This window comes from uncultured Pontibacter sp., assembly GCF_947495565.1.
In the GTDB taxonomy this organism is placed as follows: Bacteria; Bacteroidota; Bacteroidia; order Cytophagales; family Hymenobacteraceae; genus Pontibacter.
Genome location: NZ_CANLZM010000010.1, coordinates 123,559 through 147,040, shown reverse-complemented (window position 1 = coordinate 147,040; position 23,482 = coordinate 123,559). Strand labels below are relative to the sequence as shown.

Annotated in this window: 21 protein-coding genes; 5 read left to right on the top strand and 16 right to left on the bottom strand. The window is 47.8% G+C overall.

Annotated features, from left to right (window positions below):
• Window positions 1-56: 56 nt before the first annotated feature.
• The 8 genes from Q1B04_RS13725 to Q1B04_RS13690 form a co-directional block, all read right to left on the bottom strand.
• Window positions 57-734, bottom strand: a complete 678-nt coding sequence (locus tag Q1B04_RS13725; RefSeq protein ID WP_299759677.1) for a chemotaxis protein CheC — start codon at window positions 732-734, stop codon at window positions 57-59.
• A gap of 4 nt (window positions 735-738) precedes the next feature.
• On the bottom strand, window positions 739-2,379 hold the full coding sequence (locus Q1B04_RS13720) for a chemotaxis protein CheA (RefSeq protein WP_299759675.1): 1,641 nt from the start codon (window positions 2,377-2,379) through the stop codon (window positions 739-741).
• A complete protein-coding gene (locus Q1B04_RS13715; protein ID WP_299759673.1) occupies window positions 2,354-3,493 on the bottom strand; it encodes a chemotaxis protein CheB in 1,140 nt (379 codons plus the stop codon). The genes Q1B04_RS13720 and Q1B04_RS13715 overlap by 26 nt, the downstream gene beginning before the upstream one ends.
• Window positions 3,494-3,541: 48 nt before the next feature.
• Window positions 3,542-3,907, bottom strand: coding sequence for a response regulator (locus Q1B04_RS13710; protein WP_299759671.1), 366 nt, complete (start codon window positions 3,905-3,907; stop codon window positions 3,542-3,544).
• A 28-nt stretch (window positions 3,908-3,935) separates the two neighbouring features.
• Window positions 3,936-4,526 carry a chemotaxis protein CheW gene (locus tag Q1B04_RS13705; protein WP_299759669.1) on the bottom strand — a complete coding sequence of 197 codons (591 nt, stop codon included), beginning with the start codon at window positions 4,524-4,526 and terminating at the stop codon, window positions 3,936-3,938.
• Window positions 4,526-9,013 carry a HAMP domain-containing protein gene (locus Q1B04_RS13700; protein WP_299759667.1) on the bottom strand — a complete coding sequence of 1,496 codons (4,488 nt, stop codon included), beginning with the start codon at window positions 9,011-9,013 and terminating at the stop codon, window positions 4,526-4,528. Before Q1B04_RS13700 ends, Q1B04_RS13705 begins: the two co-directional genes overlap by 1 nt.
• Before the next feature lie 165 nt (window positions 9,014-9,178).
• Window positions 9,179-9,925, bottom strand: coding sequence for a ParA family protein (locus tag Q1B04_RS13695; protein WP_299759665.1), 747 nt, complete (start codon window positions 9,923-9,925; stop codon window positions 9,179-9,181).
• 110 nt (window positions 9,926-10,035) lie between these two features.
• A complete protein-coding gene (locus Q1B04_RS13690) occupies window positions 10,036-10,524 on the bottom strand; it encodes a histidine phosphatase family protein (protein WP_299759663.1) in 489 nt (162 codons plus the stop codon).
• Window positions 10,525-10,689: 165 nt separating this feature from the next.
• Here Q1B04_RS13690 and topA point away from each other — a divergent pair, with 165 nt between their 5' ends.
• Window positions 10,690-13,143 carry a type I DNA topoisomerase gene (gene topA, locus Q1B04_RS13685; protein ID WP_299759661.1) on the top strand — a complete coding sequence of 818 codons (2,454 nt, stop codon included), beginning with the start codon at window positions 10,690-10,692 and terminating at the stop codon, window positions 13,141-13,143.
• A gap of 67 nt (window positions 13,144-13,210) precedes the next feature.
• Here topA and Q1B04_RS13680 read toward each other — a convergent pair whose 3' ends face one another.
• From Q1B04_RS13680 to Q1B04_RS13665, 4 genes are all read right to left on the bottom strand, one after another.
• A complete protein-coding gene (locus Q1B04_RS13680; protein ID WP_299759659.1) occupies window positions 13,211-14,392 on the bottom strand; it encodes a THUMP domain-containing protein in 1,182 nt (393 codons plus the stop codon).
• A gap of 106 nt (window positions 14,393-14,498) precedes the next feature.
• Window positions 14,499-15,182 (bottom strand): hypothetical protein, encoded by a 684-nt coding sequence (locus tag Q1B04_RS13675; RefSeq protein WP_299759657.1) that lies wholly within the window; start codon window positions 15,180-15,182, stop codon window positions 14,499-14,501.
• Window positions 15,183-15,200: 18 nt separating this feature from the next.
• Window positions 15,201-15,953, bottom strand: a complete 753-nt coding sequence (locus tag Q1B04_RS13670) for a hypothetical protein (RefSeq protein WP_299759655.1) — start codon at window positions 15,951-15,953, stop codon at window positions 15,201-15,203.
• Window position 15,954: 1 nt separating this feature from the next.
• Window positions 15,955-16,467 carry a hypothetical protein gene (locus Q1B04_RS13665; RefSeq protein ID WP_299759653.1) on the bottom strand — a complete coding sequence of 171 codons (513 nt, stop codon included), beginning with the start codon at window positions 16,465-16,467 and terminating at the stop codon, window positions 15,955-15,957.
• Window positions 16,468-16,857: 390 nt separating this feature from the next.
• Here Q1B04_RS13665 and murB point away from each other — a divergent pair, with 390 nt between their 5' ends.
• Window positions 16,858-17,874 carry a UDP-N-acetylmuramate dehydrogenase gene (murB, locus tag Q1B04_RS13660; protein ID WP_299759651.1) on the top strand — a complete coding sequence of 339 codons (1,017 nt, stop codon included), beginning with the start codon at window positions 16,858-16,860 and terminating at the stop codon, window positions 17,872-17,874.
• 109 nt (window positions 17,875-17,983) lie between these two features.
• Window positions 17,984-18,490 (top strand): DUF5004 domain-containing protein, encoded by a 507-nt coding sequence (locus Q1B04_RS13655; RefSeq protein WP_299759649.1) that lies wholly within the window; start codon window positions 17,984-17,986, stop codon window positions 18,488-18,490.
• A gap of 74 nt (window positions 18,491-18,564) precedes the next feature.
• Here the strand turns inward: Q1B04_RS13655 and Q1B04_RS13650 are convergent, their stop codons facing one another.
• The 3 genes from Q1B04_RS13650 to Q1B04_RS13640 all read right to left on the bottom strand — a co-directional run bounded on the left by Q1B04_RS13650 (window position 18,565) and on the right by Q1B04_RS13640 (window position 20,984).
• Window positions 18,565-19,473 carry a YihY/virulence factor BrkB family protein gene (locus Q1B04_RS13650; protein WP_299759647.1) on the bottom strand — a complete coding sequence of 303 codons (909 nt, stop codon included), beginning with the start codon at window positions 19,471-19,473 and terminating at the stop codon, window positions 18,565-18,567.
• 83 nt (window positions 19,474-19,556) lie between these two features.
• A complete protein-coding gene (locus Q1B04_RS13645) occupies window positions 19,557-20,231 on the bottom strand; it encodes a nitroreductase family protein (RefSeq protein WP_299759645.1) in 675 nt (224 codons plus the stop codon).
• A 45-nt stretch (window positions 20,232-20,276) separates the two neighbouring features.
• On the bottom strand, window positions 20,277-20,984 hold the full coding sequence (locus tag Q1B04_RS13640) for a methyltransferase (RefSeq protein ID WP_299759643.1): 708 nt from the start codon (window positions 20,982-20,984) through the stop codon (window positions 20,277-20,279).
• A gap of 203 nt (window positions 20,985-21,187) precedes the next feature.
• Here Q1B04_RS13640 and Q1B04_RS13635 point away from each other — a divergent pair, with 203 nt between their 5' ends.
• Window positions 21,188-21,754 carry a DinB family protein gene (locus Q1B04_RS13635; protein ID WP_299759641.1) on the top strand — a complete coding sequence of 189 codons (567 nt, stop codon included), beginning with the start codon at window positions 21,188-21,190 and terminating at the stop codon, window positions 21,752-21,754.
• Between the two features lie 376 nt (window positions 21,755-22,130).
• Window positions 22,131-22,724: a DUF429 domain-containing protein gene (locus tag Q1B04_RS13630; protein ID WP_299759639.1), complete on the top strand. Its 594-nt coding sequence runs from the start codon at window positions 22,131-22,133 to the stop codon at window positions 22,722-22,724.
• A gap of 8 nt (window positions 22,725-22,732) precedes the next feature.
• Here the strand turns inward: Q1B04_RS13630 and Q1B04_RS13625 are convergent, their stop codons facing one another.
• The gene (locus Q1B04_RS13625) at window positions 22,733-23,329 is read right to left on the bottom strand and encodes a hypothetical protein (protein WP_299759637.1); all 597 of its coding nucleotides are present in this window, start codon (window positions 23,327-23,329) and stop codon (window positions 22,733-22,735) included.
• Window positions 23,330-23,482: the final 153 nt, after the last annotated feature.

Sequence of the window (23,482 nt, the reverse complement as noted above, 5' to 3'; positions counted from 1 at the left end):
GGTTATTTAGCAAATAAACCCTAGTTCTTAATTAAGCTATACTACTGCCAGCTAACTCAGTCGATATTCCGAAAGTTGTTTTTACCGAGGTCAAACGTACGGATAATCTCGATGATGCGAATAAAAGTTTTAGAATCGAAGAAAAGCAGCAGAGGCAGCTCTACGCTCCTGGAGTTGTGCGTAAACTGGGTAATTACGGTAAACACAAGCGGCTGAAACAAAGGGTGCTGCACCAGGATATCTTTCAGAGAATCGGCGATGTGGCCTTTAGGCGCTTTAGGAGGCGACCCGTAGATATTGGCTTTAAGGATGTTTGCCATCTGGGTTACTAATGCTCCAGTAATGATGTTGCTGATCTCCAGAAGCAGCGACTCCTGCATAACCGACAGCTCCCCCTTCTGCACATCCAGCAAGGCAAGGCATACTTCTGACAGCCGAACGATATGATCATCAGAGAAGAGCATAAGGGTGGCTCCGTTGAAGTCGCCTTTAATGTCTGATTGGATGATGACATGCGTATCCTCATACTTTGATACTAGGTTCAGGAGTTCCTTCACCTCTATCAGTTTAATATCTGGCACTTTCAAGAGCACCCTGTCCTTGGCAATGGCAGCAAAAGAGTCAGCGGCCCTTGCTAAGCCGATGTTGAGTATCTCTTTTATAATATCTCTTTCTAACTCTGATATTTCAGCCTCCATCATCATAGTTGTCTCATTTATAGTTGACTTACCCATCGCTTCAAGCCTGCTTTTTGGTTATAAAGTAGCGTGTGATCGCCGGCACATCCAATACCAAACATACTTTTCCGGTGCCTAAAAGCGTAACGCCTCCATAAATATCAATTTTATCCAGCGGTTTACTGAGTGCCTTCACTACAATATCCTGCTGCCTGTACAGTTTGTCTACAATAAGACCGAGCTTCCTGTTGTTGTAAGATACAATTATTATATTCTGTACCGCACCGTTCAGCCGGCTTTTGTCTCCGAGATTCATACTTGCCTCTGGGGCGTTCAAGAGCTCGTTCAGGTATACTACCGTTACGGTCTCTCCTTTTAAATTCGCAATCAGCACGCCACCTACCTCATGCAGTTCGTCCTTATCCAGCGACACCACCTGATCTGTGTGTATGAGCGGTATAGCAAAATAGATGCTGTCTACCTCAAATAACAAAGCGCCTTTAACAGCAATAGAAGATGGCAGCTGCAGCGAGAAAGTCGTTCCTTTTCCTTTTTCGGAGCTTATGTTTATACGGCCGCCTATCGAGTCTATAGCATTTTTCACCACATCCAGCCCAACGCCACGGCCAGAGAACTCCGTTATTTCCTTTGCAGTAGAAAAACCGGGCTCAAACAATAAAGACAGAGCTTCATCGTCGCCCATCCCATTTGCAGCTTCCGCAGAAATAAGCTGTTTTTCTACAGCGGTGCGCTTTACCTGTCTCAGGTCTATGCCTCTTCCGTCATCCTCAAGCTTTATCAGCACGTTGTCGCGATCACTTTGGGCGACCAGCCTCAGAATGCCGGCTGTATTTTTCCCATTAGATTCCCGCTCCTCCGGCTGCTCCAGGCCATGCGTAATAGCATTTCGCACCAGGTGCAGCAGCGAGTCTGCCATAATCTGAAGTATATTTCTGTCTATCTGGATGTCGTGCCCATCTAGTTTCAGGTTTACTTCTTTGCCTTCGGCAGAGGCAATGTCACGCACGATGCGTGGAAACTTGTTAAACAAAGACCCAATGTTTACAAGCCGGGCATCCATAACACTGTACTGCAAGTCTTCGGTTATGCGGTACAGGTGAGAGCTTACGCTCTTAAGTTCATCGTTATTGAGTTCGCGGCTGATAGACAGAATGCGGTCGCGGTCAATCATCAACTCACCAACCAGGTTCATCATGTGGTCCAGCTTTTTGATCTGGATATAGATGAGCTCCGATAGCGACAGTTTTTTAGAAGTGTTATACTTCTGAACCTTCGTTAGTTCAATAGTGCTATCGGAGAGGTTCTCCACTATAATATCGAGGTTGCGCAGCAGCACCGGATCAGGCTCCCCGTAGTTTGCATTGTCAATGTTGTGAATCAACTCGCCTAATAGGTCGATGCCATCAAAAAGCACCTTCACTACCTCATCACTAAACACAAGCTCTTTGTTGCGGATAAGGCTGAAAGCAGTCTCCAACTTGTGCGAAACGTCCGAGATCTGTAAGTAACCTATAGCCTTTGAGTTAGCTTTCAGGTTATGCAGCAAACGAAAGATCTCGGCAAGCGTTTTGTCGCTGTCCGGCTCTTTTTCTAGGGTGCTGATATGCCTGTTTAGAGCGTCAAAATACTCTAGGGCCTCGGCTATAAATATTTCTTTATACTCCTGTTCTCTCGATTTCATAGTTACTGTCAGTTGTACTGACCTGCTGCCCTGCAACATACTTGTTCAGGAAGTCTGCAATTTCATGCAAAGGGAGCACCTTGTTTATATACCCGCTGTCAATGGCGGATTTTGCCATTCCGAAAATGGCTGAGGTTTCCTCATCCTGTGCTACCACAATGCCTCCACGCGCTTTAATAAAGGCGGCACCAGCAGTGCCATCCTTTCCCATACCCGTTAATATTACGCCCACCACCTGCTTTACAGCGCTTTGCGCCACAGACTTCATCAGCAAGTCTATGGATGGTTGATCAAATAAAACAGGTACTTCTTCTGTAAAATCAATTGTCAAGTTTTTCTTATTGCCCATCACAGACTGCACCACCATGTTTTTGCCTCCTGGTGCTACAATCACCTTTCTCGGCTTCAGCTTAAGTCCTTTCCGGCCTTCTACAACTCTTAGCGATGTCTGCGTTTGTAATCTTTCAGCATATGCCCTGGTAAAATTGTGGGGCAGGTGCAGCGCTACCAACACAGTTGCATTCAGGTTAGGGGATAGTTGCCTAATGATACTTTCGACAGCCTTTGTCCCCCCTGTTGATGCGCCAATAATTACAACAGTATTGGCACTATCCATACTTGTATCTGGATCAGGAGTATCCCGCAGAAGCGCCACCTCCTGATGCATGGCATCATAGCGTAACTGCGGATCATTTAAATTTGAGCTGCGCACAGCCATTACTTTCTGCAGTACATCCTGGGCTATACTTCGGTAGCTGGTATAAAACCGGCTTCTGCCGGGCTTCAGCACAACACCGTAAACTCCCAGCTCAACAGCCTGTTTCAGTAACTCCAGGTTTAGCTCCTGCTGCTGCAAGAGCAATAAAACAGGTACAGGCGCTTCGCTAAAAATCCTTTTCAGAGCCAGCAGATCCTTGTTCTCTGGCAAATCATGGTCCAGCACAACAAGGTCCGCCTTTGCTATCTTCAGCTTTTCGAGTAGTTCATTAACATCACTGGCCAGCCCAGTAATATGCACACCAGCCGCTGTACCAATAATGTCTTGTAAAACTATTCTTGAGTAACTGGAGCCGTCAGCAATCAGCACACGCAACATTTTACCGTTCTCCTCCACTTCTATAAACTTTGAAGCACTCCTCGCCCAACTTAGTTTTTACCTGATTTACTCTTCTGCCAGAACTTTGCTTACCACCTCCAGCACATTCTCCTCTGAAAAAGGCTTCACAATGTATGATTTGGCACCATTTTCCATTGCCTCATTCACGATCACCTCCTGGCCAACGGCACTTACAATAATCACCTTCTGGTCAGGCTGCTCCGCTCTGATTCCTTTTAAAACTTCTAACCCCGTGTTATCGGGAAGTATAACATCTAATGTGATCAGGTCAGGCTTGGTTTCCTTAGCGAGTTCCAATGCTGTCTGCCCGTTCGGAGCCTCCCCTACAATTTCGTAGCCGGCATCCGAAAGCATATTTTTCAGCATCGTGCGCATGTAGAAAGAGTCATCTACAATTAATATTCTTTTCATACTTTATAAAGTATAGTTTCTAGTTTGATTAGTTTGGCAATTGGTTTATCTCATCCTGCGTCAGGATTTTGTGCATGTCCAGCACGATAATAAGCCTTTTGTCTGTCTTGGCAATCCCTTCAATGAAATTCTCGTTGACACTCACATCCTGCAGAAAAGAAGGAGTTTTGTCGATTTTAGTTAAAGCAAGATTCAGTGACTGCGGCACCTCCTTCACATCTACACCAATGCTGTATTCCTCAGCTTCCACCACTAGCGTATAACTTGTAGCCGCACCTTCAACCTCTGGGTTTGGCCTGATGTTAAAGCGCTTCTCCAGGTCTATAATGGCAATAATATCACCGCGGATATTTGCCACGCCTTTCACAAAATCTGGCGTTCGGGGCATACGGGTTACATTTGGCGTAACGGTAACCTCTTTTACCTGATCGATTCTGATGGCATACTCTTCAGTGCCTAATCTGAACACAATAAGGTGTACCATTTCCGAATTTACCTGCTCGCTTGCTGCTTCTGCGGCAGAGCTTTTCCTTTTATCAGATGCAGCTTGTGCCTTAGCCGCTGCAGGTTGCCCCTCGGCAGTGGCAGCTTGCTTTGAGTTTTTACTTTCGGTCACCATTATTTATTCTTTCCCTCTCCTAGCCTAGCTGCTGCACCATTCATTTTCCGTGGAGAGTCTGTTGCCACTCTTTTATTGCCAGTCTGGCTGCGTTGCTTGCGCTGATTAGACGGGATAGTAGTCATCAGTCCTTTTTTCTCATTGAAAACAAGGTTGCCGTCAATTAGCTTGAAGGCAGATATACTTACCTGCAGGTCTGCGGCAATGTCGTTCAGGTTCTGAGATGAAGACGTCAATTCCTGCATCGAGCCTGACAGTTGCTTGGCAGTACTTGCCACCTGCTGCGTACCGGATGCAGTTTGCTCGGCAATGGCAACCACTTCTTCCACATACTTTACAACATCTCCAATAGTGGTTTTCTGCACTTCCGTGGCTGTTAATATGTCCTGCGCTGTACGAAGCGTTTCGCCACTGGAAGCAGCAATGTTTTTGAAAGCCCCAGATGCCTCAAATGTGGCATTCTTACCTTTCAATACTCGGCCCTCCATGGTTGAGATCGCAGTTGCGGCAGAGGCTGTATCTTTTTTCACATCGTCTACAAGCGTCGCAATCTCACTGGCTGATTTACGGGATCCTTCTGCAAGTTTTCTAATTTCCTCGGCAACCACCGCAAAACCGCGTCCTGCTTCACCGGCACGAGCCGCCTCAATGGCAGCATTCAGCGCCAGAAGGTTCGTCTGTGCAGCAATATCCGTGATTACGCCAAGTGATTTGGAGATCTCCTGAGAGCGCGTGCTAAGTACTTCAATCGTTTTGGAAGTTAGGGCGGCTGAGCTAGAGATTTCTTCCATGTTCTTAACCACTTCCGCCACAGTCTTCAGGCCAATCTGAGAGCTTTCCTCACCTAGTAAGGCTGATTTATTCACTACCTCAGCTCGGTTAGCGGTTTCCTTTGTCGCTTTCATGATTTCTTCAATCAGCTTGAAGGCCTGATCTGTTTTTAGTGCCTGGTTCTGAGCGCCCTCTGCCATTTGCTGCATAGCCAAGGCCACATCCAGTGTCACCTTGTTCATCTCTAACCCTTTGGCTGCCATTTCTTCAGAAGAAGAACCTACTACCAAAGAAGAATCATTGATTTCGCCAAGAAGAGCATTCAGATTATCAACGGCAAGGTTCAGCGCGTTTGCCATGTCCAAAATATCACCGGCTGTTTGCGCCTCCACTTTCTGAGTTAAATCACCCTCAGAGATGGCACGTACCACACGAGATACATCTAACACTGGCGTTACAATGGATTCGAGCAGGTCGTTAAGCGTATCAACCAATTCTTTCCAGCTACCGCCCACACCTTGCAGTGTCGCGCGCTCTGTCAGTTTTCCTTCCACACCGGCCACTCTGGCCACACGAGATACCTCACCGGCCAAGCGGTTCAGGTCAACCACCATGGTATTAATTGTATCAGCCAGATCAGCCATTTCTCCTTTCGCCTCCAGCATCAACTTTTGCGTCAGGTCACCTTTTGATACTGCAGTTACAACTTTTACGATACCTCTCACCTGCGTTGTCAGGTTAGAGGCCATTGTATTTACATTGTCTGTCAAATCTTTCCATACGCCGGCCACATTCGGAACATTCGCCTGGCCGCCCAGACGCCCCTCTGTACCCACTTCCAGGGCCACACGGGTTACCTCGCCGGCGAAGATGTTGAGGGAGTCCACCATGCGGTTCATGTTCTCCTTCAGCTCGTTCAGCTCGCCTTTCACGTCCACCGATACTTTTTGGGTCAGATCACCTTTCGCTACTGCTGTGGCTACTTTGGCAATATCCCGTACTTGCAGCGTCAGGTTGCTGGCCATGGTGTTCACATTGTCCGTCAGCTCTTTCCAGGTGCCACGTACTTTTGGCACATTGGCCTGACCACCTAAACGTCCTTCCGTTCCAACTTCTCTAGCCACACGGGTTACTTCGTCAGCAAAGATGTTAAGCGAGTCCACCATCTGGTTCAGGTTTTCCTTCAGGTCGAGAAGCTCGCCGCGGGCCTCCACCGTGATTTTCTGGCTCAAGTCGCCTTTCGCCACCGCTGTAGCTACTTTAGCGATATCGCGCACCTGAGAAGTCAGGTTGCTGGCCATGTAGTTCACATTGTCTGTCAGGTCTTTCCAGGTTCCGCCTACGTTCGGCACGTTGGCCTGACCGCCCAGCTTACCCTCCGTACCCACTTCACGGGCCACGCGCGTTACCTCGTCACCGAAGATGTTGAGCGAGTCCACCATCTGGTTCAGGTTTTCCTTCAGGTCGAGAAGCTCGCCGCGGGCCTCCACCGTGATTTTCTGGCTCAAGTCGCCTTTTGCCACCGCTGTGGCTACTTTAGCAATACCTCGCACCTGCGTTGTCAGGTTAGAGGCCATTATATTTACATTATCAGTCAGGTCTTTCCAAACACCGGCCACGTTCGGCACATTCGCCTGGCCGCCCAGACGACCCTCTGTACCCACTTCCAGGGCCACACGGGTTACTTCACCGGCGAAGATATTAAGCGAGTCCACCATGCGATTGATGTTCTCCTTCAGCTCAGCCATCTCCCCTTTCACATCTACCGATACTTTCTGGGTCAGATCGCCTTTCGCAACAGCGGTAGATACGTTGGCGATGTCGCGAACCTGAGAAGTCAGGTTACTAGCCATCGTGTTCACGTTGTCCGTAAGGTTTTTCCAAGTTCCGCCTACGTTCGGCACATTGGCCTGACCGCCCAGCTTACCCTCCGTACCCACTTCACGGGCAACGCGCGTTACCTCGTCAGCAAAGATGTTGAGCGAGTCCACCATCTGGTTCAGGTTCTCCTTCAGGTCGGCTAGCTCTCCTTTTACATTTACAGTAATCTTCTGGCTCAAATCGCCTTTCGCCACCGCAGTTGCTACGTTTGCGATATCCCGCACCTGCAGTGTCAGGTTAGAGGCCATTGAGTTCACATTATCTGTCAGCTCTTTCCAGATGCCAGCTACGTTAGGCACGTTGGCCTGACCGCCCAGCACACCCTCTGTACCCACTTCACGAGCCACACGCGTTACTTCCGCGCCAAACACGTTCAGTCGGTCCACCATTTCATTCAAGATATCTTTCAGCTCGCCTAGCTCGCCTTTTACATCCACGGACACCTTCTGGGTCAGGTCGCCTTTCGCCACCGCGGTAGCCACATTGGCGATGTCTCGTACCTGAGAAGTCAGGTTACCTGCCATCAGGTTCACGTTGTCCGTCAACTCTTTCCAGGTACCCTCTACTCTTGGCACATTGGCCTGTCCGCCCAATTTACCTTCAGTTCCAACTTCTCTAGCCACGCGGGTTACCTCACCGGCAAAGATGTTCAAAGAGTCCACCATTTGATTGATGTTCTCCTTCAGTTCGGCCATTTCACCACGCACGTTCACGGTAATCTTCTGCGTCAGGTCGCCTTTCGCCACCGCAGTAGAAACATTGGCGATGTCACGCATTTGGGAAGTCAGGTTGCTAGCCATCGTGTTCACGTTGTCCGTCAGGTCCTTCCAAACACCGCCTACGTTTGGCACTTTGGCCTGTCCGCCCAATTTGCCTTCAGTTCCAACTTCTCTAGCCACGCGGGTTACCTCACCGGCAAAGATGTTCAAAGAGTCCACCATGCGATTGATGTTCTCCTTCAGTTCACCCAGTTCGCCTTTAACATCCACCGATACTTTCTGCGTCAGGTCACCTTTTGCCACTGCGGTAGCCACGTTAGCAATGTCTCGCACCTGAGAGGTAAGGTTGGAGGCCATGGTATTTACGTTATCGGTCAGGTCTTTCCATACACCGGCCACGTTCGGCACGGATGCCTGACCACCTAAGCGACCCTCGGTACCCACTTCCAGGGCAACACGCGTTACCTCACCCGCAAAAAGGTTAAGATTATCGATGGTGCGGTTGATGGTTTCAGCCATCACCTTAAAGTCACCTGATACCGGAATCTGGAACGTTTCGCCGAGGTTACCGCGCGATATGTTTTTAAGTACTTTGCCTACCTCAAGAACCGGAACCGCAATAGAGTCAACCAGACCGTTGATATTGTTGATCATGTCCTTCCAGAAACCGGAAGCGTTCTCGGCAGAGGCACGAGCTTTCAGGTTACCTTCCACGCCGGCTACTTTCGAAATGCGCGACACCTCGCCACCTACACCACCGATCATTTCCACCATCGAGTTATAAGCCTCGGCTATATCGGCAAAAATATCATCGTTCTGCTTTGTCAGGCGCACCGATACGTCACCTTTCTTAAAGGCATCCAAAGCGTAAAGCACCCTGTTCAGTTGGTCGCTGATGTAATCCGGGTTGCTGGGAAGTTTGCCTTGGCGTAATTTTTTTACTCCTGCCGGTTTATCAGGGGAGGGTTTAGCAGGTCCGGCAGACGTATCTTTCATAGCAGGAGCCTCAGCAACGGCTGTGCTGGCATCACTTTTATCAGCTTTTGCTTTAAGAGTGCTCTGCTTATCTTCTTTGGCTTCTACATCACTGATGAGCTTCTCTTTACTCAACTTCAAGTTTTTACCTAAGGCCATAGTTAGTTTGGTTGGAATAGGGTATCTCTAAACCTTTTGCAGCACTGGCCAGCAAGTATAAACGCTGGCAACAATTGCTGTAGATTTACAAGTAGTGCAATTTACTATAAAAGTATAAAATAATCTGATCTAGAGAAGCAATATCTTCTATGCTTCAAGGTATTCCTCAGCAAGAGCCGCATAATCACGGGCTCCGTTAGACGATGCATCGTAATCGAGCACACTTTTTCCGAAAGACGGTGCTTCTGCCAGTTTCACGTTCATCCTCACCTGGCTTCGGAATATTTTCTCGCGCACGTTCTCCTGCAGATACTCCAGCACCTCGATACTTAGCTTGCGGCGCACATCAAACATCACCACTACGATACCTTTTATTTTAAGTTTCGGGTTGAATGCCTTTCTTACTTTTTGCACCGTATTCATGATCTGATCCAGCCCCTGCAGGGTTAGCACTTCCATCTGCAACGGAATAAGCACCTCCTGGGCGGCGGTTAGTGCATTAAGCGTCAGCACAGACAAAGATGGCGGGCAGTCGATAAGTATATAATCAAAATCTTTTACTTGGGCAAGTATACTTTTCAGGAATTTCTCCCGATCAGGCTGCGTTACGAGCGAGATTTCGATATCGACCAGCTCATTGGAACCAGGCACCACCCAAAGCCCGTTTTTCTCCACCATCACATCCGTTATACTTTTCTCGCCCTGAAAAACTTCAGCCAGCGTGGCAGCTGTGTTAGAGACAGCCAGCGAGTAAGACAGGTTACTTTGCGGGTCCAGGTCAAGCAGCAGCACTTTTTTCCCGAGTTTGCTTAATGCACTGCCAAGATTAATGGTTGTAGTTGTTTTACCAGTGCCGCCTTTCTGGTTGATAACGGCCACCACATTCGTCCTCATTACGTTGGTGTTAAGGGTGCATCATGGCGGTTACAGCACCGGCCATGCCACTAAACTAGAGAATTTAAGTATAATTTGAAAATGCAAGCACGGTATTTGCGCGGGCACAATCACCTTTTAAACTGATCCAGCAGACAACCTGAAGCTGCGTGTATGTCCTGCCACTGCTCAAGCTCCAAGGCCACGGCCATTACCTGAGCAGGCTCCATGTAGCCCAAACTATACTCTCCGGTCAGTTCTCGGGCTAGGCGGGTTATACCAGGGTTGTGCGCCACCAGCAGCACCACTTTTACCTGATCAGGAAGCTCACCCAGGCTTTTTATAAGTTGCGTTTCGCGGGCGATATATATGTCAGGATTATAGCTGATTTGCTCCTCCTCAAAGTATACCTTGCTGGCAACGATTCTGGCCGTGGCATTAGCGCGGGTAGCCGGGCTAGCCAGAATGGCATCTAATTTTGAAAATTTTTCACGTAGCCATTTTCCGGTGTTACGGGCCTGCTGCTGGCCCTCCTGGGTTAGCTCCCGCTCAAAGTCGGGCTGTAGCGGAAAAGGGTCATACGCATCGGCATGGCGGCAGAGGAGTACGATTCTTTGCATATAAAAATAAAAGTGACCGTATAGTTTATAGCACCTGTTAGGGTAAAGCTTAAAGGGTATTTAAAACGTAGTTAAACCCCACTTATACGTATGGGGTTGTAATTGTTAAAAAAAATATTTGAACTTTGGGCAAAATTAAGCCTGTTCGCCCTGTAAATATAAAGGATGATAAAAAACTTAGTCATAGTAGAGTCGCCTGCAAAGGCAAAAACTATAGAGGGATATCTTGGGAAGGATTTTGTGGTGAAGTCCAGCTTCGGCCATGTGCGCGACTTGCCTAAAGACAATAATGCCATTGATGTAGCGCACGGCTTTAAGCCTACCTACGTCATATCCAGTGATAAAAAAGAAGTAGTATCGCAGCTCCGGAAGCTGGCCAAGGAAGCCGAAACAGTATGGCTCGCATCGGACGACGACCGCGAGGGAGAGGCTATATCGTGGCACCTGACTGAAGCGCTGAACTTAAACGACGCTAAAACACGGCGCATCGTTTTCAGGGAAATCACTAAAAATGCCATTCTCAACGCCATCAGTACTCCGCGCGGCATTGACATGGACCTTGTAAATGCGCAGCAGGCACGCAGAATACTGGACCGTTTGGTAGGCTTCGAATTATCGCCGGTGCTTTGGAAAAAGATCAAGACCGGCCTATCGGCAGGGCGCGTGCAGTCGGTGGCGGTACGCCTGGTGGTAGAGCGTGAACGGGAGATTGACCGCTTTAAAGCTGAAGCTACTTTCCGCATCACAGCATCGTTTGACGTACAGGGACGCACACTTGAGGCCGAGCTTCCTCAGAAATTTAAGACCGAGGAAGAGGCGCAAGCATTTCTGCAAAACTGTATTGGGGCCACCTATACTATAGAGAACCTCGAGAAGAAGCCTCTGAAGCGTAGCCCAGCGCCGCCCTTCACAACATCTACCCTGCAGCAGGAAGCAAGCCGCAAGTTATACTTCTCGGTGGCACAGACCATGACGATTGCGCAGCGTCTGTACGAATCAGGTAAGATATCTTACATGCGTACTGATTCCCTTAACCTTTCGGATGAAGCTATACAAGGTGCAACTAATGAGATCCAAAGCTCTTTTGGGGAGAAGTTTGTTAAAACGCGTCGATTCAAAACAAAGTCCGCCTCTGCACAGGAAGCCCACGAAGCCATCAGACCGACTAATTTCTCGCAAATGGTTGGCAGCTCTGACCGAAACGAGCAGCGCCTGTACGAGCTGATCTGGAAACGTGCCATCGCCTCACAAATGGCCGATGCCGAGATAGAAAAAACAACTGTTACCATTGGTATCTCTTCCCAACCTGACCAGAAACTGCAGGCCACCGGCGAGGTAATCAAGTTTGAAGGCTTCCTGAAAGTATACATTGAATCGAAAGACGATGAAGAGGAAGGTGCGGATGAGGACGTTAAAGGCATGCTGCCGCCTCTTAGCATCGGCCAAAATATAGATTTGCGCCAAATGCTGGCCACACAGCGGTACAGCCGCCCTGCCGCCCGCTACACAGAAGCTAGCTTGGTAAAAAAGCTGGAGGAAATGGGTATTGGCCGTCCTTCTACCTACGCTCCTACCATTTCTACCATCCAAAAGCGCGGGTACGTAGAGAAAGATACCCGTGAGGGAAAAGAGCGCAACTACCAGCTTCTCACGCTAAAAGGCAGTGAAATAACCACTCAAACCAAGACGGAGATAACTGGTGCTGAAAAAGCCAAGCTGTTCCCAACAGACACGGCTATGGTAGTGAATGACTTTCTGGTAGAGCACTTCCCGAACGTAATCGACTACTCTTTCACGGCTCGTGTGGAGGCGGAGTTTGATGAAATTGCGCAGGGCCACAAAGAGTGGGAAAACATGCTGGATGAGTTCTATCAGAAATTCCATAAGCGCATTGAGTCGAGTGAGAGCATTTCCAGAGCCGATGTGTCTGGGGCACGAGAACTAGGCGCAGACCCGGCAACTGGCAAAACCATCATGGCTAAGCTTGGTCGGTTTGGCCCTTATGTGCAGCTTGGCGAGGAAAATGAAGAAACTGGCGAAAAGCCTGTATATGCCAGCCTGCGCAAAGGTCAGTTTATCGAGAACCTTTCATTAGAGGATGCTCTCGATTTATTTAAGCTGCCGCGCATTGTAGGCACATTTGAAGACAAGGATATGACAGCGGCAATCGGCCGTTTCGGCCCATACATACGCCACGACAGCAAGTTTTACTCTCTGCCCAAAACATTGGACCCGATGAAGGTTACAGCGGAAGAAGCCGTAGATCTGATTCAGGCAAAGCGCAAAGCAGATGCAGAGAAGCTGATCAAATCATTTCCGGAGAACCCTGACATACAGGTGCTGAACGGACGCTACGGCCCCTACATAGTAGCGGGTAAAAAGAACGTGAAAATTCCGAAGGATAAGGAGCCAAGCGAGCTGACGCTGGAGGAATGCATTGCCTTGGCAGAAGCAACTCCGGAGAAAAAAGGACGCGGAGGTTTCAAGAAAAAAGCTGATGCCGACAAGCCAGCCGCAGAGAAAAAAACGGCATCTAAGACAAAGGCTAAAGCTGCTACTAAAAAATCGGCAGCCAAGAAACCGGCAGCCAAAAAAGCTGCGCCAAAGAAGAAGGCTTAATTAAAATATAACTTAAACAGAAAGAGCACCTAGTTAAGGTGCTCTTTCTGTTTTTATTTAAATACGATTATTCTGCCTCACCCCCTCCTTTTCTAGAGCCACGATAAAGTTCATACTTTAGCAGGCGGCATTCTATGGATCCGTTAAAAAGTGGCACACGGCGCGAAGTGCGCAGGCCAACATTTTTAGCCGCATCCAGGTTACCCGTAAATACAAAGGCATCATAGCCCTGGTAATTATTCTTCAAGGTATCCCCTATCTTCTTGTAAAGCTCGTAAATATCATCTGACTGAATACGCTCGTTGTAAGGCGGGTTCATCACCACTACACCCGGAGCTTGCGGTGCGTTTGTTTCAAAGAAGTCTGCTTTCTGTACTTCTATGATATTCTCCAGTCCAGCGTTTTCTATGTTATTGCGAGCTGCCTCCACATAGTCTGCATCCAGATCGTACCCGATTATCTGCGCCTGGGCAGTAGTTTTACCTTTTGCCTCGGCTACATCCCAAACCATTTTAAAAATCTGCTCATTGTAGTCTTTCCATTTCTCAAACCCGTATGGGTCGCGGCGGAATAGCCCTGGAGCCATGTTCTGCGCCATTAGCGCAGCCTCAATCAGAAAGGTGCCTGAGCCGCACATTGGGTCTACAAGAGGAGATTTTTTATCCCAGCCTGACAGGCCGATGATACCAGCAGCCAGAACTTCGTTAAGCGGGGCCACGTTTGTCTGCAGGCGGTACCCACGGCGGTGCAGCGAGTCGCCGGAAGAGTCGAGCGAGAGCGTCACTAGATTGTCGTGCATGTGCAGGTTTAGGCGTATATCCGGCCTCACACGGTCTACAGAAGGTCTTTCTCCGGTCTTTGCCCGAAACTGGTCTACAATGGCATCCTTTGTTAACTGAGAAACATAAAGTGAGTGCTCAAAGGTAGAATGGCTAACCACTGCATCAATGGCGAAAGTCATTCCCAAGTCCATGATTTCGGCCCAATTCGTTTTCTGCACCTGCTCATAAAGGCTTTTCTCATCGAGAGCCTTAAACTGGCGGATAGGCTTAAGAATACGGATGGCGGTGCGGCACCACAGGTTTGCCTCATAAAGTTGGCGCAGATTGCCTGAGCAGGTTACAACACGGTTGCCTACTTTTACAAACTCCATATCCAGTTCGCGCAACTCCTCTGCCAGCACCTCCTCCAGGCCAAACAGGGTTGTAGCCACTATATTAAAATTCTCGTTCTGAGTCTTCTTCGCCATAATTTATACTTTATCAAAGTGCAAAGATAGCAGATTGAGAAACCCTTTCCGAATAGGGTGCGGCAAAGCTTAATTTATACTTTGTGGCTGGGCTACCAAGTATGGCTTAGAAAGCTACCCCAAGTGCAAAACCACCTATAAAATAAAGCCCGGAATAGCCAAAATCCATGGCGTTCCGCTCGTAACGGGTATACAGGTAATTGGTATCAACGGAGCTGTTTTTTATACCTGCACCTGAGTAAAAATCAAACAACAGATGACCGTCTAAAGAAGACGTCTGAAGCCCAAGCATAGCTACCCCTCCTAGTTGGTTGATTTTCTCGTTAAAAGGGCGCAAGCGGTATTTATACACCTCAAGCCCCTCCTGATCCTTTTCCTGCAGCCAACCATTTCTCTCAAACTCGACATTATAGTGATGGTAATTCACTCCGTAAGCGAGGTAAACTTTGCGGTGGTGCAAACTAGCGGAGTTGTTTATGTAAATTCTATGCTGCACCTCGGCTCCGTACCCAAATACTTTGGCATGTTCATCTTCCCAACCTCGCCCTGCCAAGATATCCACCGTGTTGGTTTTGCCCGAGTAAAACCGTGGTGATAATACCAACCCATGCCTGCTGCCCTGCTTCGGAATACGCTCGATATACAGATGCAAACCGTTTATAAGTAAATGCTGAGGACTAAACTTTATACTGATAGTCTTTTCAGGAGCAGGCTCTGCAACCTGCGCCTGGCACGGCGACAGCCACGGGAACAATAAAAGCATAGAGCAAGCTACAATTCTGATTATCATATAGTAAGCGATAAAGAATTAAATAGCCGGTTTAATAAGAATAGTGCTTAGCAGCTCCAGTTTATCCTGCTCAAACTGGTACTGATACAGGCCGTCGCTGCCAATAACCAGCAACCTGTTTTCATCTGGTATCACATCAAAAGCGTTAATCTGAAAGTGCTGTTCCAACTCCAGGTTGGTCACATCTGTGGCGTCGTATACTTTTAAGCCTTCATCGCAGACAAAAAGCTTGTTGTTGGCTATGCCTAAACCTTTTGGGTTAGTCATACTGTACTGTTTCAGGAGTTCTGGCGCAATGATGTTTTGCAGGTCTATTACCTGCAACTCGTTTATGGCAAACCTGCAGGCGGTGCCGGTGCTTAAGGTTACATAGGCATATCGCCCGTCCGTCACCACAGGGTCGCAGCTTACGACGTGCTGATACTGCGATATATACTTGGGAAAAGCCGGATTTTGGATGCTATAAATATGCATGCCTGTCTGAGAGCCGATAAACAGCTTGTCCTCAAAAGGAAATATGGTCTCGATGCCGAACCCAACTGAAATTTGCTGGCCTTGTTGCGGGTCTTCCGGCTTGCTGACATCAAATAAGTTCAGGTTGGAGTGGTCTACGGTATAAAGATAGTCTCCACTGATGGCGAACCTAGCCATAGAACCGCCCTTGCCGGACACGCCATCAACTGAAGGAGAGGCAGCGTTATCGCTGGAACAGGAGATTAAAGCCAGGCAACCCAGCATGGCCAGAGCGGCAGAAAGTATACTTTTTTTCATGTTATTCCGGCTTTTTAAGTTCCCAACCCACAATTACGGCATCTTCAGGAGCGCCAGCCATACTATAGCCGACTGTAAAATTATCTGGCGGCAACAAGGCAGGCAGCGCATTACGCACCCGCTTGGCAACTTTTATATCGTTAAGCTCACCCAAGTTAATGGCCACAAGGTCAACGGCATTGTCAACGTATAGTATATTGTCTTTCACAGCCATATCTATGCACCCCGGCACTTGTATAAACGCCACGTTCACTGGCGCTTTCGGGTTTTGATTATCAATGATGTGCACACCCTTGTACTGTTCGTTTACAAGTATATGGTTGCCGTAGAGGTAGATTTTGCCAGCATTAGAAATGGTACGGGGCTCTGTTTTAAGTATTGATGCCTCCAACTGTTGGCGGCTCATCAAAATTGGCGAATACGCCGAATCTGGTAAAGGATCCACGCTGCCGGGGCAGGAACAGAGCAGCGGCAGCATAAGCAGCAGCAAAAAAGTTTTAACTCGTTTTATCATAGTTCAGGCAGTTTTAAGTTCATGAATATCAGCCATTAAATATATAAAACACTTTACAAAACACAACAATAACTTTACGTAATTATATGCCAAATATTCTTTTGAAGTATAAATCGAAGCTATTTTAGAGATTTTGGTTGTAAGGCCTACACCCGCCATTGTTGGTGCTTTTCACTAACAATTAAAATGCAGATGCTGTTAATCTTGCTGGTGAAAACACGCAGCAAGGGCAGGCAGTGTAGTATTAATAAACTTTAAACAGGCTCATCAGATTTCAGGCTACTACCTAACCATTCGTTGCTTATTTAGGCGCAACGGCTACATGCTGCTTATCAGAATGTAGAGACCACTAATGCAAAACCCTTATCTTTGCTTTAAAATTTACCGCTTATGCAACTTCAGACCGACTTTTCTTTAAAACCTTTCAACACTTTCGGCATTGATGTGAAAGCAAAGCTTTTCGCGCGGTTCGATTCTGTGCAGGAGCTGCAGGAGCTACTTCAGATGCCGGAGCTGCAGCAAAAGCCAAAACTTATACTTGGCGGCGGCAGCAACCTGCTCTTCACTAAGGATTTTGATGGCGTAGTGCTGCAGAACGGCATTAAAGGAATTGAGAAAGTAGCTGAAGATGAAGAGTATGTATACCTGAAAGCAGGCGGCGGTGAAGTATGGCATGAGTTTGTGCTACATACTCTAGACGTGAACCTGGGCGGTGTAGAAAACCTGTCTTTGATACCTGGCACAGTGGGCGCCGCGCCACTGCAGAATATCGGTGCGTACGGCGTGGAGTTGAAAGATGTGTTTCAGGAGCTGGAGGCGGTAAACATGGAGACAGGTCAGGTGCGGGTGTTTGATAATGAGGCTTGCCGCTTTGGCTACAGAGAGAGCGTGTTTAAGAATGAGCTCAAGGGGCAGTACATTGTAACGCATGTAGTTTTTAAATTGCACAAAAAGCACCGCTTTAACACCTCGTACGGGGCTATAAAAACCACGCTGGAAGAAATGCAGGTGCAGGAGCCGAGTATTCAGCACATAAGCGCCGCGGTATGCCACATACGCCAAAGCAAGCTGCCAGACCCAAGGCAAATAGGCAATGCCGGTAGCTTTTTCAAGAATCCAGAAATCCCTTTAGCTCAGTTTGAGGAGTTACAGCTACAGTATCCAGCCATGCCCTCCTACCCTGTTTCTGAAACCACCGTTAAAGTGCCAGCAGGCTGGCTTATAGAGCAATGCGGCTGGAAAGGTAAAGTAATCAATAACTATGGCGTACATAAAAACCAGGCCTTGGTGCTGGTAAATTATGGAGGTGCCAAAGGTGACGATATCCGCAAGCTTGCCTTCGAAGTGATCGCATCCGTTGAGGACAAATTCGGGATTAAGTTAAACCCTGAAGTAAATATCATGTAGCCCATCGCAGCTAAAGAAATTTATACTTGGTTTGGCCTAACTATTTCGGAATTCCTACGCTATATGTTGTATACTAAAACCGCTATATGGCTTAAGATAAATTAATATTATGCACTCAAAGAACTTTTTACTCTACCTGGCCTTATTATTCTCCTTTACCTTTTTGGTTTCTTGTGATGATGACGATGATGATACGCCACCAGAGCCTACCAACACAGAGATAATCACTTCTGGAGAATGGAAGGGCGATAAGGTGCTGCTCAATAGCATTGATGTAGCGAACATACCCGGAATTGGTGCTAATGCCAATACTTTTCAGACGCTTCGCCTCACTTTTAAGGAAGACAACACCTACAATGCTATTTTTGAGGCTAATGGGCAGGAGCAGAATTTTGAAGGCACTTGGGAATTTAACAGCGATGAGTCAGCGATTACAGTGGAATCCTTAGGCGAGTTGGATATTAAAACCTTTACTCCTGATAACCTGGACCTTACCACAAGTATAAATCCTAGCAACATCAACCTGATTGGAGAAATTTTAGGTATCGACCCAAGGTTAATCGCAGTTTTTACCGGTGGAAACGATGTACAAGCTGAAATGAGATTTGTAAGATAGGCTTCAAGAAACTTTACTTAAAAGGGCGGCCCCGGTACTGTAACAGTACCGGGGCCGCCCTTTTAAGTAAGCTGTTATCCCTCTTTCTCTATCTTCTGCGTCTCTACCTTCACGGCGTTATCCTGGGGCCGTATGCCGCGATCGTGCTCACGTGAGTAGACTTGCGTGAACTCCGCCCCCAGTAAGAAAATTACCGATGTATAATAAACCCACACTAGAATCAGGACTAAAGACCCTGCTGCACCATACGTATCTGCCAGTGGGTCGTGCTGGAAGTAGATGTTGAGGATAAACTTGCCCAGCACAAAAAGTATGGCTGTAACTGTGGCACCTACCCAAACGTTTGGCCACCGGATTTTGGCATCGGGCAGCACTTTAAAAATGGTCGCAAAAATGATGATGCTGATAAATATAGACACCACCACATTGCCAGCCATAATCAAGTATACTGCTATACCCGAGAACTCCTCCCGCAGAAACTCATTGATCAGCCCCATCACCACATCAACGGACAGCGACACCAGCAGCAGAAACCCAAGGCTCACCACCATAGCCAGCGAAAGAACACGGTCTATGACCAACTTAAGCCAACCCCGCTCAGGCTTTGCCCGCACCTCCCACATAGCATTTAAAGAATCCTGCAGCGCTACAAAAACCGTGGTGGCTGAGAAAACCATGGTTGCCACGCCTATAACAGTTCCGATAGTAGTTGCCGCGGATTGGCCGGCGTTTTCGATGATGTTCTGTATCTGCTGCGCTCCGTTACGGCCTATTATGCCGCCAATCTGATTCGCCAGCTCACCCCGGACAGCCTCCTCGCCAAACACAGCGCCTGCAATCCGGAGCGTAATGATGAGCACGGCAGGCAAAGAGAAGATAGTATAAAACCCGATAATTGCCGCCCAGTCCAGAGGCCTGTCGCTGCTAAATTCAGAAAAGGTGCGTTTTGTTAGACTCCAAGTCAGTTTTAACTTCTTGTTCATAGGCTTAAATGCTTTTTCCTGTACAAGGCAGGTAAAGAGCTCCTATGTACGGTGCAAAACCAAGTATGATACCTTTTTTAGGATCAGGTATACCACTCGCTGACCTCCTCCAGCGGCTTGCGCTGAAGATCCGGCACTTGTACTTCATCCGCAGCATAGCCCACAGGAAGCAACAGGAAAGGCCTTTCATTTTCAAGCCGCGCCAGCAGCTTTGTCAGAAAGTTCATGGGGCTGGGTGTGTGGGTTAGCGTAACAAGGCCGGCTTGATGGATAGCCGAGATAAGAAACCCGCACGCCAGCCCCACCGACTCGCTTACATAGTAGTTATTGCGCTTGCTTCCGTCAGGCTTGCGCTCATAGGCTTTCTTAAATACTACAATCAGCCAGGGAGCCACCTCTAGAAACGGTTTTTGCCAGTCGGTGCCCAGCGGAGCAAGATCTTCCAGCCATTCCTGGCTCATGCGGTGCTGGTAACTCTCATACTCCTCTTTCTCGGCAGCCTCACGTATTTGTTTTTTCAACGCAGGATTGGATACCACGCAGAATGTCCAGGGTTGTTTATGAGCTCCGGATGGCGCAGTTGAAGCCGTTAGCAGGACGTTTTCGATTATCTCGCGTGATACAGGTTTATGCGAAAACTGCCGGACAGACCGTCGGCGATCCATGAAAGTATAGAACTGCCGCGCCTGCTCCTCCATCTCTTCCTCTGAATACGAAACGGGCATATAAGGCACAAAAGGGTAGCTCTTGATGGTCATTGGGATAGGCGTTGGTTCACTTAAAACTAAGAAAATTTAGGTAACCTAAGGCAGTGACAGCTTTGCCAGGTAATTGCCTGCATCGCCCTGCTGCAGCATTACAAAAGTATAGCCGTGCTCAGTAGCATAGTCCTCTAAAATAGCTGGGTCGATAAACAGCCAGTTAAACCAGCCGCTTTCCTGGTCTTTATACTTCATATTATACTTCACCTCACCGTAATAACCGGCATTCAGGTCCAGCGTTACAGACCCGTCTTCTTCCTCAAACATGTATAAAATATCCGACGACTCAAGCAGAATCTGCCCTCCGGACTTCAGCAGTTGTTTTGCATGCTCCAGAAAACGCTCCAGGCCTGCCAAGGTTCCTGCAATGCCGATACCGTTCATCAGCATCAGCAGGGTATCGTATTTCGCGCCTTGGATATCAAATAAATCCTTGTGCAGCACATGCTCCACCCCCTGCCGTTGCATCGCTTCTACAGCTCCGGCAGACTTATCCAGGGCTGTAACGCTTATTTTTTGCCGCTGCAGCGCCAGCGCATGGCACCCGGACCCCGCACCTACATCCAGCACCTGGCCCCGACAGTTTTCAAGCGCCAGCAGCTCCATTTCTGGCATTTCCTCCTCTTTTCGGAACAGATACTGCACCGGAATCACATCATCTTCGGCCAGGTTACTCTCTACAATTATTTCCGCGTCTTCGGTGCCTGCCAGGTAATCCTGCAGGGCTACGCCTATGGGGTCATTCTTCATGCGTACGTATAGGTTGTAACTGCAATTACGGCACAAAAGGCGTACACGCAAACAGTTATTTATAATAATCAAGCGATAATTCATAGCCACGCCACATACATCCAGCACAGCATCAAGCGTTTATATATTAAATAGTAGTCTTTAGATATTGCATATATGCTAAACTTCTGTAGCTTTAGCATCTGTTTTTGAAGTATAAGCCTATGCCAACTAACGCTTACAGCCTGAACATGCTTATGGATCCTAAACTGGAAGATAGATACCTGCGCCTGGAAGACTCGCGAAACCGTCTGTTAGATGAGCTAGCCGGCCTGGACGATGATCAGCTAAACACAGCTCCCGCTGCCGGAAAATGGAGTATAAACCAGCATATAGCCCATCTGGTTTTGGTGGAAGATGCCGCACTGGCTAATATCCGCTATAAGCTGCAGCAGCAGGACGAACTTAAGGACAATGGTTTTGCGCAGGCTATTCGAGCATTCCTGATGAAGCTGGCTCTGCAGTCGGGCCGCAAGTATAAAGCCCCAGCTGTGGTGGCCGACGTACCGGCATCATGCCACCTGCCCGAGCTAAGGCAGCAGTGGGACCAGGTGCGGTTTGAGCTTGAAGACGAGCTGACAAGTTTTCCGCAGCAACTTCTGGAGAAGGGCGTTTTTAAGCATCCTATGGCAGGTTACTTAACCATTAGCCAAACCCTCGCCTTTATACAAGATCATTTTATCCACCATAAACGCATTGTGCAGGCGCAAAAAGAAGCTCTTGTGGGGTAATTTTTATCTTACTGCTCTTGCGCACCTGCCTTACCCCTAGCATCACCCTCTCTAAGGTTCCTCAGCCTGAAATCCCCACTTTCCTAGTGCTGCATCTCCTTTGCAATTCTTTTTAAAATCAATAATGTGAATCAACTTCATAAAAACCCATAACAAACTATCAATCAAAGGCTTTAAACTCCTAACTTTAATTAAAACCTATACTTCAAACTATCCTTCACACCCGTTTTATTAACACAGCAGTCATGCCTGGAATCCGGTTAGCAGGTGTAAAGCTCTGAGGTACTTCAGCCTTAAATTAGTAGGCAAAACCTCTGTAGTATAGGAGGCAGTATAAGATGAGATGCGGAGGCAGAAAAAACTAAGCGTGTAAGGTATGCAAGACAATCATTTGGGAGTGGATTATGGGGCGAAGCTAGCCGGCACCACAGCAGCAGCCATGGTAGTAGACAACGAGCTGCACCTGATGCAGTGCGGAAAAAATCTGGATGCTGACGTGTGGCTACAAAAGTTAGTGGCTGAGTTAAACCCGAAAGTCCTATACATGGATGCTCCGCTTACCCTGCCAAAAGTTTACAGCACGGAGGCTCCTCACGCCGAAGCGGATTTCTTTTACAGGCAGGCAGACCGGGAAGTAAATGCTATGTCACCGATGTTTATCGGGGGGCTTACGGCACGGGCTATGAAACTACGCACGCAGCTAGCCGCTCAAGGTATCGCCATGCTGGAAACTTATCCAACGCAGGCTAACAGACTCTTGCTGCCGCACCTGCAGGGTTATAAAAAATACCCAATAGCGATACCTGAATACACAGATGCGCTAAAGGGACTGGTTAAGTATAAATTGGCACAGGAGCCTCAAAACTGGCATCAGGTAGATGCTATATTGACATGGTTATCAGGCTACAGGCACAATTTAGGCAAAGCCATACTTTACGGTGATGCTCGTGAGGGCCGGATAATTGTGTAAGGGTTGGCCTAAATATCAGCAGCGGTTTCTAACGTGCGAAACTCCATCTGAAGCGCTTTAATTTTAACCTCTGTTTCGGTTGGGATATTACCTTCTATCTGATCCTTCCGCTCGTTAAGTTCTTCTAACACCCGCTTTGCCATTTCCCAATCCTGGTTATCCCAGTTACTTTTCTTGGCACGTACGTTTTCCATAAAAGTAATGTAAGCATCCCGTACGGTATTCTCGTTGATGGTAGCAAAATCGGCCCATCGGTCTAACAGTCCCCGTTCCCATTCAGCTATACCTGGCTCCTCCATGTTTTTCTGGTATTCCTCATCAGCCTCCTGAAACTCTCTCTTAAGGCTCTGATAATCTTGTTTTAGCTCATCGGTAAACTGATCTTCCTTTTGGTCCAGCTCCTGTGTGCGCATATTGAAGTCCTCACGGGCACGTTTCCAGTCTTCCTCTGTTCTATCAGCCACATTAGAGGTGGCATTGCTCACCCACGACCTGAAGTCTGCCAGATCATCTTCCATTTGCTGTTCTTTAGTTGCAGAACAACCACTGGCTAATAATGCAACACTGATAAGTATAGCCGACAATATTTGAAATATGCTTTTCATGTTTTCTTTGCTCTATTGGTTCTACACCATTTACCTACGGTGCATCTGCCTTTAAGATATGTTTAGCCTAAATGAACCTCACTAGGTATAAGCGTGATCTTCTCTTGGACCATTTAAGCGTCCAATCTCATTTACATTTAAATTATTATAACT

Bases quoted from the DNA above. Each gene is read 5' to 3' on its own strand.
- Q1B04_RS13725 (WP_299759677.1), bottom strand. From the start codon at position 734: ATGGGTAAGTCAACTATAAATGAGACAACTATGATGATGGAGGCTGAA.
- Q1B04_RS13720 (WP_299759675.1), bottom strand. From the start codon at position 2,379: ATGAAATCGAGAGAACAGGAGTATAAAGAAATATTTATAGCCGAGGCC.
- Q1B04_RS13710 (WP_299759671.1), bottom strand. From the start codon at position 3,907: ATGAAAAGAATATTAATTGTAGATGACTCTTTCTACATGCGCACGATG.
- Q1B04_RS13705 (WP_299759669.1), bottom strand. From the start codon at position 4,526: ATGGTGACCGAAAGTAAAAACTCAAAGCAAGCTGCCACTGCCGAGGGG.
- Q1B04_RS13695 (WP_299759665.1), bottom strand. From the start codon at position 9,925: ATGAGGACGAATGTGGTGGCCGTTATCAACCAGAAAGGCGGCACTGGT.
- Q1B04_RS13690 (WP_299759663.1), bottom strand. From the start codon at position 10,524: ATGCAAAGAATCGTACTCCTCTGCCGCCATGCCGATGCGTATGACCCT.
- topA (WP_299759661.1), top strand. From the start codon at position 10,690: ATGATAAAAAACTTAGTCATAGTAGAGTCGCCTGCAAAGGCAAAAACT.
- Q1B04_RS13680 (WP_299759659.1), bottom strand. From the start codon at position 14,392: ATGGCGAAGAAGACTCAGAACGAGAATTTTAATATAGTGGCTACAACC.
- Q1B04_RS13675 (WP_299759657.1), bottom strand. From the start codon at position 15,182: ATGATAATCAGAATTGTAGCTTGCTCTATGCTTTTATTGTTCCCGTGG.
- Q1B04_RS13670 (WP_299759655.1), bottom strand. From the start codon at position 15,953: ATGAAAAAAAGTATACTTTCTGCCGCTCTGGCCATGCTGGGTTGCCTG.
- Q1B04_RS13665 (WP_299759653.1), bottom strand. From the start codon at position 16,467: ATGATAAAACGAGTTAAAACTTTTTTGCTGCTGCTTATGCTGCCGCTG.
- murB (WP_299759651.1), top strand. From the start codon at position 16,858: ATGCAACTTCAGACCGACTTTTCTTTAAAACCTTTCAACACTTTCGGC.
- Q1B04_RS13655 (WP_299759649.1), top strand. From the start codon at position 17,984: ATGCACTCAAAGAACTTTTTACTCTACCTGGCCTTATTATTCTCCTTT.
- Q1B04_RS13650 (WP_299759647.1), bottom strand. From the start codon at position 19,473: ATGAACAAGAAGTTAAAACTGACTTGGAGTCTAACAAAACGCACCTTT.
- Q1B04_RS13645 (WP_299759645.1), bottom strand. From the start codon at position 20,231: ATGACCATCAAGAGCTACCCTTTTGTGCCTTATATGCCCGTTTCGTAT.
- Q1B04_RS13640 (WP_299759643.1), bottom strand. From the start codon at position 20,984: ATGAAGAATGACCCCATAGGCGTAGCCCTGCAGGATTACCTGGCAGGC.
- Q1B04_RS13635 (WP_299759641.1), top strand. From the start codon at position 21,188: ATGCCAACTAACGCTTACAGCCTGAACATGCTTATGGATCCTAAACTG.
- Q1B04_RS13630 (WP_299759639.1), top strand. From the start codon at position 22,131: ATGCAAGACAATCATTTGGGAGTGGATTATGGGGCGAAGCTAGCCGGC.
- Q1B04_RS13625 (WP_299759637.1), bottom strand. From the start codon at position 23,329: ATGAAAAGCATATTTCAAATATTGTCGGCTATACTTATCAGTGTTGCA.